We start from the raw sequence: 13,762 nt of genomic DNA, 5'->3' as shown, positions 1-13,762 counted from the left end.
TCCTTCAATTATTATCATAATACAGATTGTCTAAATTGTCTAAAACCTCAGGCAGGTTTGTGAAAACAATTACTTTACTACAATACCATGCCTTGGCCTTTTCGGGAATGGAAACGCTTCATTTTCCTGCATACATTTTTTACCCCGTGAAAGAGAACCTCAAACCCGCTTCTCTTTGAAGGTCATCCACAAAAAGCCAGCTATAATCCGCATTTCCAGACAAAAACTAGCGGTAAGCAGTGGAGGTGAAACAAATTGACAAAAGATAAAGCAAACCATGTGCGTCCCGGTATGAACGCAGCCAAGGCACAGGGAAAAGGCGCCGGATTCAATGAGCGGTGGGATGACGCCCCGCTTTCCGCAGAAGAAAAGCAGTTCAACAAGAAAACGAAAAAGCGCCAGTAATGAAAAACAGCCCCCGTAAGCGGGGAGCTGTTTTTTTACTGGTCCTGCAGTTCCTGCTGGTACCTGCTCAGTTCCTCTTCATACAGACGGAGCTGCTGTTTTTGATGCTCGGAAGCTGACTGATACGCCTTCTGGATCACCTGTACAGCTTCATTGAGCTCCTGCTCAGCATGTTTGTGATGGCGGCCGTAATCTGCTTCTTCGGGATGAAGGTTATCCATGGCGTCCTGAAGCTGGACAAATGCCTGCTGGGCTGCCTGAAAAGCCTGCTGCTTGTTTTTATCAAATGGCATAGAGGTCCCCTCTTCTTTCCTTCAGACCGCATTACCGGTCCGGGATCATTTTTTCATAAGTAGTTTCTTAATTGAGGAAGGTTTTTATGCCGAAAGGTAGTATTTTTTATTGCCAATTGTGTGTTTTTCTTCATCGTTTTAAGGTTCTTCATCAGGGCAGACTAGTGAGGAAGGGAGTGAGGAATCGATGGAAAGAAACACATATAAAAGCCAGCGGCGAAATCAGCCTAAAAATAACCGTTCAAATCAGCCTCAGGCCATGTCCGGCTCTCACAAAACAAAAAAAGCAAACCACGTCGGAGCAACAGACGGAGAAAGCTGACCCGCACATTCAGTCCGAAAGCTTATTTTTTAATATCACCGGGCCATTATCCTGAGGGAAAAATTACCGGTTTATCTCCCCTCTAACCGGCCATACTAGCTAGTGAAGAGGAGGTCATACACTTTCTCTTCAGGAAGATACAGAACACGAGCACCATCGGCGTAAGTGTGAAACGAATCAGACCTTAAGAATTCTTGAGGGGTGGTTAGCTTGTACCATTAACAAGCGGACGTCGCACGCGGTCAAAGAAAACATCACATTACAAATGAGGTGTTTCCGAAGGACAAACATCGATAGTACCCCAACTTTCTGTATCCATCCTTTGAAAAAAGGCGGTCACATGGTGACCGCCTTTTTTCTCTATTTCATTATGATCTTCTGTGCCTTGATCCTGCGGCACGGCGTTCTTCTTCGATACGCCGACCATCACGGTAATCAAGCAGAACCCCGGCCACATAAACCGTCAGGCCCACTCCTGCACCTGCAGCTAAAATCCGTATCACAACCACCACTCCTTATTCAATGTTTTTTTCATCCCGCGGACACTTCCCCGCACTAAAGTGTTTTCACTTAAGTGTTTAAAGTGTTTTTTTCTGTTTGCTTCCATTGTTACTTACCCAAGTTGAACAAGTCACGTCCCCGGCAGCTATCATAAATCTTCAGCGGACTGTGGAATAACATGGCCTTCATTCAGACCGTAAATTACTTTACCCTGCTTAAGGAGGATCCATTCGTTTTTTTAAACAATCCCCGCTTCATGTGCGCGCTTCTTTGTCCCAACGGGTTTCCGCTCTCTTTACACTGAAAACCTTACTTCAGCTCAATACCGTGAATCCTGCCCCCACGGCTGGCAAATACCACTTTGCTGTTAAACACTGCCGGGCTTGCTTCTATGTTAAAACCAAAATTCTTTCTGTCGATTGTCTCTCCAGTCTCACCATTCAGAATGCGGACATCCCCGCCAAAATCCGCTTGAACCAAATAACCGTTCCCGGCTTCATCATAAACATCCACAGGTGAGCTCCAGGCGTAATGGGGCATATCATGACGCCACACTTCATCTCCGCTCTCCTTATCGAGGGCAACCATAATCCCGCTGTACCGGGAACCGTAGCGGGCTACCGTAAAGACGACAAGCCCTTCCATATTTTCCTTGCCAAGAACCGGAGTGGCCAGGACGCCTCCCACAACATTCGGGTAATAATAGGCCGGGTAGGATTCCTGCCAGATCACTTCTCCGGAAAGGCCGTTGATTTTCCGGATGTAACAGTCCCCGTCCGTTCCAATGTTGTCCACTTCTGTTGCTGTATAAAGATACGGCACATCATCGATGACTTCCATTACGATGGTTGAGTCTGTGTCATCGAGCGGCGGAAGGGCCCAGAATGGCTGCATCGTCTGCAGATCCACCGCAACAATCGAGCCCCCGTTATCGGAAAAGTAGGCCAGGTTCTTATGTATTGCAACAGAACTTTCAATGCCTTTATATTCATTTCCGTCCACTGCGTAGCGAAGTTTAATTTCTTCTGGAGACACACTGATACTTCCTGATTCTCTGTCAAAATCCGTATTGAGTTTTACCTGATAAAACATGCCGTTCTCACCGGCTACGGTCATTGTGTCCGTTTCACGGTTGATCAGTGCTGAACTGTCAAACGCTCCCCAATCACGGAAAGCGAGAGGATCCCTGCCATTAATGTGATGGAGCCGCTCTCCGTCGATCAGGCTGTATATATTGAAGCCGAAATCACGGTCTGCTCCGGTCGGCACGCCATCACCGACATAAAGCAGCGGGTAGCCGCGGCTGTCCAAGGAGACACTTCCTTTTATCGGATTTGTATTTTCAATTGGAGGGCGTGTCTGCTCACCTGTATTCAGGTCCAGAAAATATACCCTTCCATCAAGAGACCCGAGAATCACCTCAGTGAATTGATCATCTTCCTTGAACCGTTCCTCCAGGTTCATCACTTCTTTCATTTCTCTTTCCCACTGGACAATAACAGGCTGACCTGTCCATCCGGCTCCTCCCCCCCAGTCAGGATTTGCCCCTGTTGTAAAGGACCAGCGGTCTTCAATCTGAGGATTACCGCTTTGAAGTGTTCCGTAAGCAGGGCGGTCTCTGTAGGGACCTCCTCTGAACGTGATCACGCCTTTAAGGTCGGTATAATATTCCGGAAACCATGCTTCTTCAGTAAATACCTCTTCTTCTGCCGCACCATCTGCATACAGATCAAAAGAGAGGTTTAATTGGCTGAATTTTTCAATGGTAACGGGACCGTAACGAAAACTGTGACCTTTTAAATCGGGGTCGTTCAGAACAACCGGTTTTTCCATATCAGCATACCGTACATCACTGTCCCCTGACTCGGGCAGTGAAGGTTGATCTTCAGCGAAAAGTATGTTTCCGTCTGCACCACTCCAGCCGCATCCGACTGTGGTTACAAGCAGCCCGGCAGCGATTAATGCTTTTATCTTCATTTTTCCACCCCTTCAAATATTTCCAACATACCACATTTTTAATAGATTTTATTAAATATCAGCATATTCTCACAAAAGAGTATCCGACAATCTCTGACATTCGTTGCTGTGATTTTCTTACATTCTTATTACAATCCTACATTCCGACTATTCAGACATTAATAAATGGTATAAAATGAAGGAATAACTGCGAAAAGGAGCGAATGGAGATGACTGTTTATCTGGAAGCTCTTTCAGAACTGGCTGCAGAGGAACTCCTTGCATTCGAACAGGAAAACCGTACTTATTTTGCTTCTGTCATTCCCGACCGGGGAGATGCTTTTTTTGACCAGGATAACTTTATGAACAACCTTCAGTCTCTCCTGACAGAAACAATTGAAGGAAAATGTCAGATGTATACGGTGAAGACAGAGCATAATGCGATTGCCGGCAGAATCAACCTCGTTAATATACAGACGGACCAGGCTGGTTTGAAAACAGCTGAACTCGGTTACAGAATTGGTGAAGCTCATAAAGGAAAAGGGTTTGCCACAGCAGCAATTAGCCTCGCCCTTTCAGAAGCTTCCCGCCATAAAATCAGCCGGGTCGAAGCCATGACAGCTGTGGATAATATCGGATCACAGGTGGTGCTTTTGAAAAACGGATTCCATGAAACAGGGATCAGACACGCCTCCCTCTTGTTTGAAGGAAACGCCCTCGACGGGATCATCTACGAGAAGGTTCTTCCGCCTATGGCAAAATAGAAGTGTTTTCTAAATCGAAACCAGGCATAAAAAACCGGCCCCTTCTGCAGTAATGCAGAGGGGCCGGTTTCTGTTATTTTTCCATTAAGCATGAACCGGACCGCGGCAGTAACTTTTAATCATGTGGGTGAGAAGAGTCTCATCCACATAAACAGGTGATTCACCTGCTTTATCAAGCATGGAGCGGGTGTTGGTGTCATCAAAAGCCACCTGCTTGCTGAGGTAGGTTTGAAAAACCGCGAGGGGTTCATTAAAACGCTGTTCCTCAGGGGAAAGCAGATCTTTATCTTCTTTAGGAAGGAGTTTTACATTTGTAAGCCCGAGGCTGTTTTTAATAATCGTAAAAATTGCCCCGTTTGAAAGCTCATAACTGTTTGTAATGTGATAGATTTTTTCCTTTTCGCCGTGAACAGCTGCTTCAGTAAGGACACTTACTACATAATCAACAGGGACGAAGTTGGACGGGGAATCTTCATCACAGAGAAAGGCAAAAGTTTTGCCAAGTTCTGCCGGACGCCGTTCCATTCTTTTCTTAAAGAGCTGAAAGCTTCTGAGCATGCCGTAGAGGGCAAAAGTAGTTTCTGCTTCTCCACTCACAGAATCGCCAATGATAATGGACGGCCGGAAAATACTTACATCCATGCGGTCCCGGTACGAAAAGACGAGATGCTCAGCGTGACACTTACTTTCTTCGTAACTATTAACAAAACGCCCATCCACATCGTGAAGTGCTTCTTCAGCGAATTCCTTCATTCCGAGCGTATAAGCCGTGCTCACATGAAAGAAGCGTTTCACTCCTATACCTGTACTGAAGTCTAGCAGATGACGGGTGCCTTCGACGTTAATATTAAACGATTTCTCCCTTTCACGGTCATCAAAGGACAGGTAGGCTGCGCTGTGATAAACAATATCAATACCTTCCTGTTTTAATTCTTTCATTTTTTCCATTTCCAATCCGAGACCCGGGCTGTCGAGATTACCGAAAATAATCGAAAAGCGTTTTTGCAGCGCTTCCGGTATTTTGCTTATAAGCTCTTTTTTCTTTTGTTCACTTCTGACAAGGGCGTATACGGCGTGCCCTTTTTTCAGAAGCTTTTCAGTAAGTTTCTTACCGACAAACCCTGAAGCTCCTGTGACCAGAATCTTCACATGACCACTCCTTTTTTTATGCACCAGGAATATCTATTAAGCTATTTCAGTAAAACACCAGTCAGGATATTCCTTATTTGGTAAATTATGACCGGAACCTGTAAGCAGACCAGTCAAACATAGTGAAAATCATTGCCTTATCTCATAATAACATTGTTTTCCCGTTAGTAATATTGTATATTTATAGTCAATCATCAGCGAGAATAAAATCGCCTTTAAATGAGGGTACTATAATGTTACTAAACTTTCAAACATATGAATCAAAACCGTATCACGACTGGATCGTCCTTTTTCACGGACTCGGAGGGAACCATACAATTTTTCACAAACAGATTGAAGCGTTCAAGCAGGATTACAACCTTCTTTGCGTGGATTTCCCCGGTCATGGTGATTCCCCTTCTTTTGACTGCCGCGATTATCTGAGCCTTACTGCCGGTAAAGTCATTGAACTGATGGATCACCTCCGAATTGAACGGGCTCATTTTGTCGGTGTCTCACTTGGTACGATTGTCATGCAGGAAGTGTCATTGAAGCACAGCCACCGGATTCAATCGATGGTACTTGCAGGTGCAGCCTCACGATGGCTCAAGTGGGGCGAAATGCTTGGGAAACTTACACTGTCCCGGCCTGTACGGGCACTGCTTCCCTACATGGTCCCTTATTCCATTTTCGCATTTCTGCTTCTCCCCAGGAAAAATCATCGCAAATCCCGTGCTATTTTTATCAGAGAAGCATTCAAGCTGGGAAAAGACGATTATCATAAGTGGGGATTTGTTGCCCGCGACGCATACAAAACCTACCAGCGCCTTCGTCAGAAGCCGAATTGTATTCCTAAACTTTATGTATCCGGTTCAGAGGACCATATGTTTTTAAAAGGCATCCGCCGTCACGTTAAAAAAGAAGAACTGGCAGACCTTGAAATCATTAACAATTGCGGCCATGTCTGCAATATCGAACAGCCGGATACCTTTAATAAGAAAGCAACAGCTTTTTTAAAGCAAATCGGACGTATCGAAAAAAAGCAGAATGCAGATGCGATGTAAGAAAATTACAAAAAGCGTTGTCTAAGATAAAGCATTGCTTAAGGAAATGGCTCCCACCGGGTGGGAGCCATTATTTTCTGGTTATTTTCAGGAACTTTTCCTCTGCGGACGGCGGCTGGTACGAATGTTTCCAGGTTTCGAGGATATATCAGAAAGTTAGCGGATCAAGCCGGAATATAGCGGATAAATTATATTTTCCGCGGGCACATTTAATTGTCGCCTCCACTTCTACCTGAACTTCCCTGAACCTGCTGAGAGCGCGAGTGTTTATTAAGTTAATAACTGTTCAGACTTTCCCTCAGTACTCACTCACTATATACCCTGCTTTTCAGAAATTCTTCAAGCAGACGGTTAACTTCCTCTGCATTGTCCCGGTTCGTGGCATGGTCTGCTTCTTTTACCACTACGTGCCGGGCATTCGGTATCGTTTCAGCCATGTATTTCTGCTGATGCCTGATGATGAAGTCGTGTTCTCCCTGAATGATGAGAACAGGACACTCAATCCGGTTCATATTTTCCCTGCAGTCCATGGCAGTAAGTGCACACCATACCCTATGCCAGTCCTTCGCGGTCATGGACTGAACAGCTTCTTCGATAAACAGGCGGTTGCCGGGGTTATAACGGGAGAAGTAATATCCCTGTGCCTTAGCGAACGTTCTCATTGGCAGAAAGAGACTGAGCATTCTCTGAACCGGAACCACCATCCGTTCGTAAAAGTTAAACCGAAACGTACAGGGAGACCCGATCAGCACAAGCCCCTCCACCCGTCCGGGGTAATCAATAGCTGTCTGCATGGAAATAATCCCTCCCATTGACAGACCTGCAAGCACCGCACTGTCGAGCTTTAAATGATTAAGAAGATCAATGAGATCCTCAGTGAATACTTTTCCGCTCAATTCACACCCTGCAGCGGGCGACTGCCCGTGCCCTCTTACATCCCAGGTAATGATCTGATAATGCTCCGCGAGCACTTCTTTCTGGGGTTCCCAAAGTCGGTTGTTCCAGGATGCTCCGTGTGTAAACACTACCGGTTTTCCTTTACCGCACACTTCGTAGTACAAAGGCCCGTTTCGAACTTGTGCAAACGGCATGTTATTCACCTCTCCCCAGTTCTCTTCCAATTACTTTACCATCTAATGGAAAAAATGAAAAGACAGCGTCTAATTAACATAATAATATTATTGTTTCTTTTTATTACTTTCATTTGAATTCATTCATGAACAAACCAGATGAGGATTATAATGCAGGAGGAGGTGGAGATTTATGAGTCTGCTTTTATCTCTTCTATTACTGATTATGGTGTATTATTCAATCCATTTTTCACAAAAGCAGCTCAACCCGTATTCAAAATGGTGGGTCAAGTACATTCCATCCGTGATTACGCTTTTGGCATCGGTCCTGTTTTTCATAAAAGCCCACTACATTTCCTCAATATACCAGCCAATCATGGATATGACACTCTTTGTTCTGTTTCTCGTTTTTGGTCTGATCAGTTTCTTTGCTATTTTCCTGCATCACCGGTTTACCGCAGGTTAAACATACAAAAACAGGAAGAAAAATCACCCTTTTCTCCTGTTCCAAAATGCGAACACACGTTTTATGATTAAGTAGGTGATGAAAATGCAGATGATTGATCATTCCTACTTAAAGCGCCAGGCAATGAAAGCGTGGTTCGATGAGTACCCCAATTCTCCTGTTATTTTCAGAGTAATCGGTCACTATTATTTCGTTTACCGGGTATACTGGTCCGAGAACGATCCGATTGTTGACAGGGAATCCCTGATTGAAATGGAATTGATTTTAAATAAAAAAATGGGTACGCACGATGCTTACCTTTCCAGGAGAAGAATGGTGTAATGGCCATTCTCTTTTTTTACACTTTTTCCTCTCCCCTTTTCACAGGTCCCGGATTATCGTAGAATAGAACTAAGATTAAATCGAGGTGAAGACCTGTGCCAAACGATCTTTTTATGTGGTTTATCTTTTTCTGGACAATCTTTCTTGCCGGTACCATGTTCATCGGCGGTTACTTTATGTTCCGGAAATTTCTGAAACGGCTGCCCAAGGAAGACGGCAAATCGATTCTTGACTGGCAGGATTATTATATTGAGAAAACCGTTCATCTTTGGTCTGATGAAGATAAGGCCTTCTTAAACGAACTTGTAGAACCGGTACCTGAATTATTCCGTGATGTTGCAAAAGGGAAAATTGCCGGTAAGATCGGGGAATATGCCCTTGAGGAAAATGCAGAGCGCATGACGCGCGACCTTATTATTAAAGGCTATATTGCTGCCACTCCAAAAAGAGATCATAAGTTTCTGATTAAAAAGCTGAAGGAAAAAAAAGTCGACATCAGTCTTTACGATTCCTATTTTCAGCAGCAGTAGACGTGAGAGAACAGCAGAAAACCCGGTACCTCTTAAGGTGCCGGGTTTTCCTGTGTAACCGTAAACGGTGGATGACCGCTTCGGTCGGAAAGCTCTCGTTTCACACGGTTAAACTTGACGAGCATGGCGATACGCCATGGAAGAATCATACCAAATGCCAGAACGAAAAACATTCCGGCGAGCTCTTCAACCTGAATGGCGTGGCCGAAAATCAGCTTAAATGTGACCCTGAGAATAAGCAGGCCGATCAGAATAAATGCGAATGCTTTGGAGCGAACCATAAAAATATCCCGGCCCCTGATTTCAAACTTCGAAGTTCTGATCAGCAGAAGTGAAAATAAAAGGCCTACCGCAAAGGCTTCCAGAAACTGAAGCGAGGTAATCCGGGCAGGTTCATAAAGGAACATAAGGAAACCTGTACTCATCGCCACAGGCGGAATAATTATTTTTTTCGTATTTGCCGGCTTTTTCATCGCTTTCATCCGCACGAACAAAGCGATCAGCCCCATTACAACTGCAAGCAGTGTAAAGACGATACCAAGCATGGGGCAACCCTCCAGACTGATTCAATGCTTATATCAGTATAGCATCATCCTTCCCTGCTTTCCAGAGTGGGTAAGGATGGGTGTTCGTTAATGTCCTGCAGTGGTGGTTATGCCAAATACATTTATGATAGTAAAACACCGGAAGGATTTCTCCTTCCGGCGGACTTTCTTTATTTGGCGTCAAATCCCTGATCGTCAATTTCCTCTTTCAGGGTTGCAAGATCAACACTGGACTCATCATATTCTACCGTCACCTGTTTTTCCTCAAGGCTCACTTCTGCACGCTTAACGCCATCGAGATTATTCAGTGCCCCTTCTACTGAAGCTTTGCAGTGGCCGCACGTCATGCCGTCTACTTTAATCGTTTCCTGTTTCATTGTAATACCCCCGTTTTAGAGATTTTGATATACCATGCGCCGTATTACGAGCGTGAGAACTGCTCAATGACTTTCATCAATTCATCAATGGCTTCGTCTCCTTCACCTTCATGAACGGCCCGGGTGACGCATCCCCGGGTATGATTTTCAAGCATCGTATAGCCGACCTTCTTCAAAGCGGCATTGATTGCGGAAAGCTGGACGAGTACATCAACACAGTACCGGTCTTCTTCCACCATCCGCTGGATGCCTCTGACCTGACCTTCAACTCTTTTAAGCCGGTTTAACAGCTTTTCCTTTTCTTCCGAACTTGTTCGGACCGCTTTCTGTCCTGCATGGATGAGTTCGATATCAAGTTCCTTTGTCATTGTGTTCACCTCGCTCTACCTTCTATTACCATACCCCTATAAGGTATATGATGTCAACTTTCTCCATGAGGACTGTCAGCCTGTTTCTCAATCGTGTTCTTCAGGCTCACAAGATGATCTCCATCTTCTTTTTTGAGCATTTTCACCATCATGGGACGCATCAGTTTCATGGGAAAACTGACAGCCTCCACTTCCCCTTCAAACCGGACCCGGGTCTGATTTTCTTTTTCTTCTGTAAAAGAGTAGGTGTAAGTCACAACAAGACCCTTATTTTCACTTTTTACCGAATAGCTGTGCGGCGGATTGTACGTAACCACTTCAAGGACAGCACCGACCCTGCGGTTTCTGAACTGTCTGATTTCTTCAAATTTTGTACCTGCGCCAACAGGTCCTTCCGAAAGTTTGTTCACTTCCACCACATTGGCAAGAACCTCAGTACTGTTCTTAAGATTTGAAGCAAATTCAAATACGGCTTCCCTGTTCAGGCTGATTATGACTTCCTCTTTTAAGTCCGGCATATGTAATTCTCCTTTTCTCCCTAATGACAGGACAGAATCTGTATATTCCTATCATACCAAAGTTGAAATCAGCAAAAAAGCGTTCAACAGTCTGTACAAAAAAAGAACCAGGCACCATCGGCCCTGGTTACAAAAATGTTTGGGAGGAAAGTACATAGAACGGACGCATCATTTCATAGTCTTCGTGCTCAAGGATATGGCAATGCCAAACGTATAAACCGCTGAAAGGACCGAAACGAGCCTTGATCCTCGTTACCTCCCCCGGGTCAGCGCGAACCGTGTCCTTCCATCCTTCCTCTTCTGTATCAGGATGCCTGGGAGAACCGGTGAACCTCAGCTCTTTCTTCTCCGTAAATCTCGAAACGTCAAAGGGCTGTCTGTCCAGGATCTGAAAGTCGACAAGGTGAAGATGAATCGGATGTGTATGCATGGTTACGTTAATGAAAGTCCAGATTTCTGTCGTACCTGCCACAGGGTTCTCCGTTACCGGATCATCCCATGTCCGGTTATCAAGAAGCATCAGATCCCTGCCGAATTGGTCCGTTACGGAATTGAGCGTCAGCTTTCTCACTCGGGTCACATCTTTAAACGATAATGGCGGAATGTGGTTCATCACCTCGGGAATCCTCGAGGTATCGATGCGGGTTATGCGCTTTTTCACACGAAACTGCATAACCGCAGCAGTGTCCTGGTCGGGTTTCGGACCGTCCGGGTACGGTGCAGGCGCTGCATTTTTAAGCACAATCTCTCTGCCGTTCATATTCGTAAAATCGACAATCACTTCTGCACGCTCTGCAGGGGCCAGCGTCATTTGCTTAAGAGCAGCCGGTACTGCCCGCAGGCCGCTGTCCGTAGCGATCTGAAACATCTGCTGCCCGGAATCAAGAAAAAGCATATAAAAGCGGGAATTGGACCCGTTTAACAGACGTAAGCGGTAGCGTCTCGGCTCCACCTCGAGGTATGGCCACACTTTTCCGTTAACAAGAATGGTATCACCGAAAAACATCGCGACGATGGACGTTTCAAGCCCCGGAACAGGCGGATCGGTCTGGGAGGGATAATAAAGGGATCCGTCTGCATTAAAGCTTCTGTCCTGGATCAGCAGTGGAATATCAAACTCGCCTTCCGGAAGGTGAAGAGCTTTCTCATTTTCGTCTGAAATCAGGTAAAAACCAGCCAGACCTGCGTACACATTCAGCCGCGTGATGCCCAGGGCATGGTCGTGATACCATAACGTACTGGCCTGCTGGCAGTTTTCATAGTGATACATTTTCCTCGTAAAGTATGGACCTGTACGGTCAAAGTTTTTCGTAAACCAGGCTTCCGGATAGCCGTCGCTCTCCGGTCTCACGCACGCTCCGTGTATATGCGTCACGGTGCGTACTTCCGGTACATCAGGATAAGCACCATGGACGGTCTGATCGACAGGCAGCAGATGTGTGTCAGGAAGACAGTTGTTCCACTTTACATACACCTGCTCATTTGTATGCACCTTTACAGTCGGACCGGGATACATTCCATCATACCCCCAGACTGTGGTATCAGGCAGATCCGAATGTAGCCGCTGCTTGAACTGGTTCATGGTAAGGTGGTAATACGTTTTTCCATCTTCTTTAAACCAAGGTTTCTTTACCGGCAATACCGGAAGAGGATCCGCAAATTTTCTCAATTTACTGCCTGTTGCCCGTTCAGGTGCGCAACAGAAGCCTCCACCATTACAAAGGCTGTCCTGGCACCAGGGGTCCATACAGCGGCTGAAACATGTCGGTCTGAACATTCCGCCCCCCCTTTCCTGCATCACTCTTCTACTGAATCTATCAGACACATATGCAAGAGACAGGGGGCTTATACCGGCATAATTTAAAAGAAAAAACATCCCAGATGGATTCCGGAATGTTTTTCATATCCTGCACACATAGTAAAATGGATCTTCTCACACGTGACTGTCAGTCATAATCTACATAAATGACTTCACCTGTATAAGCGTCAACATACACATCTGCTTCTGTATCCCCGTACTCAATTTCCACTTCATAGAGAAGTCTTCCTTTTTCTTTTTCAAGCTCGATGTCATCAATAACGCCTTTTCCAATATGGGTAAGAGCAATGTTGCCCGCTTCATTCGGTGATATTTTATTTCCGGATTCCGAAGACTTTCCCTGCGGTTCTTCGTTCACCTGATTTTCTGCAGATTTCTGCTGTTCTGCATTTGCTGCATTTGCTGCATTTGCTGCATTTGCTGCATTTGCTGCATTTGCTGCAGTATAAGGCATCAAGTCGGAATCTGCATGAACAATTTCACCGGTTTCTCCATCCACGTACACATCACCGTCCTCATCCTGCACCTCAATTTCAACTTCATACAGAAAGCGTCCTTTTTTCATTTCAAGTTCCACATCATCAACTTTTGCGTCAGGGAACAACGCCTTAACGGCTTCGACTGCTTCACCGCTCGTGACCGTCATCAAATCAGCAGCAGATGTTCCCAGCAAGTCGTCATCAATTTTAAGAATCTCACCTGTTTCAGCGTCGATATCAAAATCGTAATCTTCACCCTGATACTTTACTTCCACTTCATAGATGAGCACGCCATCTTCCCGGTCCAGCTCAATTTCATCAATTTTCCCATCGAGTATACTGAGTGCTATGTCGCCTGCCTGTTTCTTGGAAATGCGGCCAGGCTCATTGCCTTCATCAGTCTGATCATCATCTGAACCGGTCTCAGCCCCGGTCATGAATGAAGCATCCGCTGAATCCGTACCTCCCTGCTCTTCTCCTGAGGTTGCCGCCACCAGTGCCGCTGTTCCGCCAATCACAAAAATTCCTGTTAGTACTGCTGTTAGTTTTTTCATTTTTATTTCCTCCTTGTTTGCTGATACTTACACTATAGACAAGGAAGATGACAAAACCCTTAGATAAAAATGAGAAAACGATTAGAAATAAAAAAGATGTTTTCGGAAAGATTCTGTTTAAACCGCTGAAGGTGGACGCTTTCCGCAGGTCTAGCTTCAGTCTTATCGGGAATAATTCCTGCTTCTTCCTCTGCCAGCATATCCTTAGGAGCTCTCTGCGTCGAAGCAATTAGCAGCTTAATTATGAAGCAAACTCTCTTCGCTGGAGTCACCGCCTTTCGC

At 45.4% G+C, this 13,762-nt stretch carries 18 protein-coding genes; 7 read left to right on the top strand and 11 right to left on the bottom strand.

Going from position 1 to position 13,762, the window contains the following annotated elements; all coding sequences use genetic code 11:
- The first annotated feature begins 255 nt into the window (after positions 1-255).
- Positions 256-405: a small acid-soluble spore protein O gene (sspO, locus tag CR205_RS05940; protein WP_110517902.1), complete on the top strand. Its 150-nt coding sequence runs from the start codon at positions 256-258 to the stop codon at positions 403-405.
- A 35-nt stretch (positions 406-440) separates the two neighbouring features.
- On the opposite strand, the gene CR205_RS05935 is transcribed toward sspO, so the two are convergent.
- On the bottom strand, positions 441-698 hold the full coding sequence (locus tag CR205_RS05935) for a hypothetical protein (protein ID WP_110517900.1): 258 nt from the start codon (positions 696-698) through the stop codon (positions 441-443).
- A 187-nt stretch (positions 699-885) separates the two neighbouring features.
- Here CR205_RS05935 and CR205_RS05930 point away from each other — a divergent pair, with 187 nt between their 5' ends.
- On the top strand, positions 886-1,020 hold the full coding sequence (locus CR205_RS05930) for a small acid-soluble spore protein P (protein WP_110517898.1): 135 nt from the start codon (positions 886-888) through the stop codon (positions 1,018-1,020).
- A gap of 368 nt (positions 1,021-1,388) precedes the next feature.
- Here CR205_RS05930 and CR205_RS20675 read toward each other — a convergent pair whose 3' ends face one another.
- Positions 1,389-1,523: a hypothetical protein gene (locus tag CR205_RS20675; protein WP_268877398.1), complete on the bottom strand. Its 135-nt coding sequence runs from the start codon at positions 1,521-1,523 to the stop codon at positions 1,389-1,391.
- Positions 1,524-1,830: 307 nt separating this feature from the next.
- Positions 1,831-3,498 (bottom strand): outer membrane protein assembly factor BamB family protein, encoded by a 1,668-nt coding sequence (locus CR205_RS05925; protein ID WP_110517896.1) that lies wholly within the window; start codon positions 3,496-3,498, stop codon positions 1,831-1,833.
- A gap of 209 nt (positions 3,499-3,707) precedes the next feature.
- Here CR205_RS05925 and CR205_RS05920 point away from each other — a divergent pair, with 209 nt between their 5' ends.
- Entirely contained in the window at positions 3,708-4,241 is a 534-nt protein-coding gene (locus CR205_RS05920) for a GNAT family N-acetyltransferase (RefSeq protein ID WP_161524684.1), read from the top strand.
- Positions 4,242-4,325: 84 nt separating this feature from the next.
- Here the strand turns inward: CR205_RS05920 and CR205_RS05915 are convergent, their stop codons facing one another.
- On the bottom strand, positions 4,326-5,390 hold the full coding sequence (locus CR205_RS05915) for an SDR family NAD(P)-dependent oxidoreductase (RefSeq protein ID WP_110517892.1): 1,065 nt from the start codon (positions 5,388-5,390) through the stop codon (positions 4,326-4,328).
- Between the two features lie 233 nt (positions 5,391-5,623).
- Here CR205_RS05915 and CR205_RS05910 point away from each other — a divergent pair, with 233 nt between their 5' ends.
- Positions 5,624-6,433 (top strand): alpha/beta fold hydrolase, encoded by an 810-nt coding sequence (locus tag CR205_RS05910; protein ID WP_110517890.1) that lies wholly within the window; start codon positions 5,624-5,626, stop codon positions 6,431-6,433.
- A gap of 305 nt (positions 6,434-6,738) precedes the next feature.
- On the opposite strand, the gene CR205_RS05905 is transcribed toward CR205_RS05910, so the two are convergent.
- Complete coding sequence (locus CR205_RS05905) at positions 6,739-7,554, bottom strand: alpha/beta fold hydrolase (protein WP_236634706.1); 816 nt, start codon at positions 7,552-7,554, stop codon at positions 6,739-6,741.
- Positions 7,555-7,696: 142 nt separating this feature from the next.
- Here CR205_RS05905 and CR205_RS05900 point away from each other — a divergent pair, with 142 nt between their 5' ends.
- The 3 genes from CR205_RS05900 (at position 7,697) to CR205_RS05890 (ending at position 8,820) form a co-directional block, all read left to right on the top strand.
- Positions 7,697-7,969, top strand: a complete 273-nt coding sequence (locus tag CR205_RS05900) for a hypothetical protein (RefSeq protein ID WP_110517886.1) — start codon at positions 7,697-7,699, stop codon at positions 7,967-7,969.
- Positions 7,970-8,053: 84 nt separating this feature from the next.
- Positions 8,054-8,290 carry a hypothetical protein gene (locus CR205_RS05895; RefSeq protein WP_110517884.1) on the top strand — a complete coding sequence of 79 codons (237 nt, stop codon included), beginning with the start codon at positions 8,054-8,056 and terminating at the stop codon, positions 8,288-8,290.
- Between the two features lie 113 nt (positions 8,291-8,403).
- Positions 8,404-8,820 (top strand): DUF2621 domain-containing protein, encoded by a 417-nt coding sequence (locus CR205_RS05890; RefSeq protein ID WP_110519701.1) that lies wholly within the window; start codon positions 8,404-8,406, stop codon positions 8,818-8,820.
- 32 nt (positions 8,821-8,852) lie between these two features.
- Here CR205_RS05890 and CR205_RS05885 read toward each other — a convergent pair whose 3' ends face one another.
- The 6 genes from CR205_RS05885 to CR205_RS05860 all read right to left on the bottom strand — a co-directional run bounded on the left by CR205_RS05885 (position 8,853) and on the right by CR205_RS05860 (position 13,480).
- A complete protein-coding gene (locus CR205_RS05885) occupies positions 8,853-9,365 on the bottom strand; it encodes a CcdC family protein (RefSeq protein WP_110517881.1) in 513 nt (170 codons plus the stop codon).
- A gap of 170 nt (positions 9,366-9,535) precedes the next feature.
- Positions 9,536-9,742, bottom strand: coding sequence for a copper chaperone CopZ (copZ, locus tag CR205_RS05880; protein WP_110517879.1), 207 nt, complete (start codon positions 9,740-9,742; stop codon positions 9,536-9,538).
- A 44-nt stretch (positions 9,743-9,786) separates the two neighbouring features.
- A complete protein-coding gene (locus tag CR205_RS05875; protein ID WP_110517877.1) occupies positions 9,787-10,110 on the bottom strand; it encodes a metal-sensing transcriptional repressor in 324 nt (107 codons plus the stop codon).
- A 53-nt stretch (positions 10,111-10,163) separates the two neighbouring features.
- Entirely contained in the window at positions 10,164-10,628 is a 465-nt protein-coding gene (locus CR205_RS05870; protein WP_110517875.1) for an SRPBCC family protein, read from the bottom strand.
- A gap of 127 nt (positions 10,629-10,755) precedes the next feature.
- On the bottom strand, positions 10,756-12,297 hold the full coding sequence (locus CR205_RS05865; protein ID WP_236634705.1) for a multicopper oxidase family protein: 1,542 nt from the start codon (positions 12,295-12,297) through the stop codon (positions 10,756-10,758).
- 277 nt (positions 12,298-12,574) lie between these two features.
- Positions 12,575-13,480 carry a PepSY domain-containing protein gene (locus CR205_RS05860; RefSeq protein ID WP_110517873.1) on the bottom strand — a complete coding sequence of 302 codons (906 nt, stop codon included), beginning with the start codon at positions 13,478-13,480 and terminating at the stop codon, positions 12,575-12,577.
- Between the last annotated feature and the right edge of the window lie 282 nt (positions 13,481-13,762).

This window comes from Alteribacter lacisalsi (assembly GCF_003226345.1).
Lineage (GTDB): Bacteria > Bacillota > Bacilli > Bacillales > Salisediminibacteriaceae > Alteribacter > Alteribacter lacisalsi.
This window is presented reverse-complemented; position numbering and strand designations above follow the sequence as displayed.

Coding starts and splice junctions, on each gene's coding strand:
- CR205_RS05935 (WP_110517900.1), bottom strand. CDS start 698: ATGCCATTTGATAAAAACAAGCAGCAGGCTTTTCAGGCAGCCCAGCAG.
- CR205_RS05930 (WP_110517898.1), top strand. CDS start 886: ATGGAAAGAAACACATATAAAAGCCAGCGGCGAAATCAGCCTAAAAAT.
- CR205_RS05925 (WP_110517896.1), bottom strand. CDS start 3,498: ATGAAGATAAAAGCATTAATCGCTGCCGGGCTGCTTGTAACCACAGTC.
- CR205_RS05920 (WP_161524684.1), top strand. CDS start 3,708: ATGACTGTTTATCTGGAAGCTCTTTCAGAACTGGCTGCAGAGGAACTC.
- CR205_RS05910 (WP_110517890.1), top strand. CDS start 5,624: ATGTTACTAAACTTTCAAACATATGAATCAAAACCGTATCACGACTGG.
- CR205_RS05900 (WP_110517886.1), top strand. CDS start 7,697: ATGAGTCTGCTTTTATCTCTTCTATTACTGATTATGGTGTATTATTCA.
- CR205_RS05895 (WP_110517884.1), top strand. CDS start 8,054: ATGCAGATGATTGATCATTCCTACTTAAAGCGCCAGGCAATGAAAGCG.
- CR205_RS05890 (WP_110519701.1), top strand. CDS start 8,404: ATGTGGTTTATCTTTTTCTGGACAATCTTTCTTGCCGGTACCATGTTC.
- CR205_RS05885 (WP_110517881.1), bottom strand. CDS start 9,365: ATGCTTGGTATCGTCTTTACACTGCTTGCAGTTGTAATGGGGCTGATC.
- copZ (WP_110517879.1), bottom strand. CDS start 9,742: ATGAAACAGGAAACGATTAAAGTAGACGGCATGACGTGCGGCCACTGC.
- CR205_RS05875 (WP_110517877.1), bottom strand. CDS start 10,110: ATGACAAAGGAACTTGATATCGAACTCATCCATGCAGGACAGAAAGCG.
- CR205_RS05870 (WP_110517875.1), bottom strand. CDS start 10,628: ATGCCGGACTTAAAAGAGGAAGTCATAATCAGCCTGAACAGGGAAGCC.
- CR205_RS05860 (WP_110517873.1), bottom strand. CDS start 13,480: ATGAAAAAACTAACAGCAGTACTAACAGGAATTTTTGTGATTGGCGGA.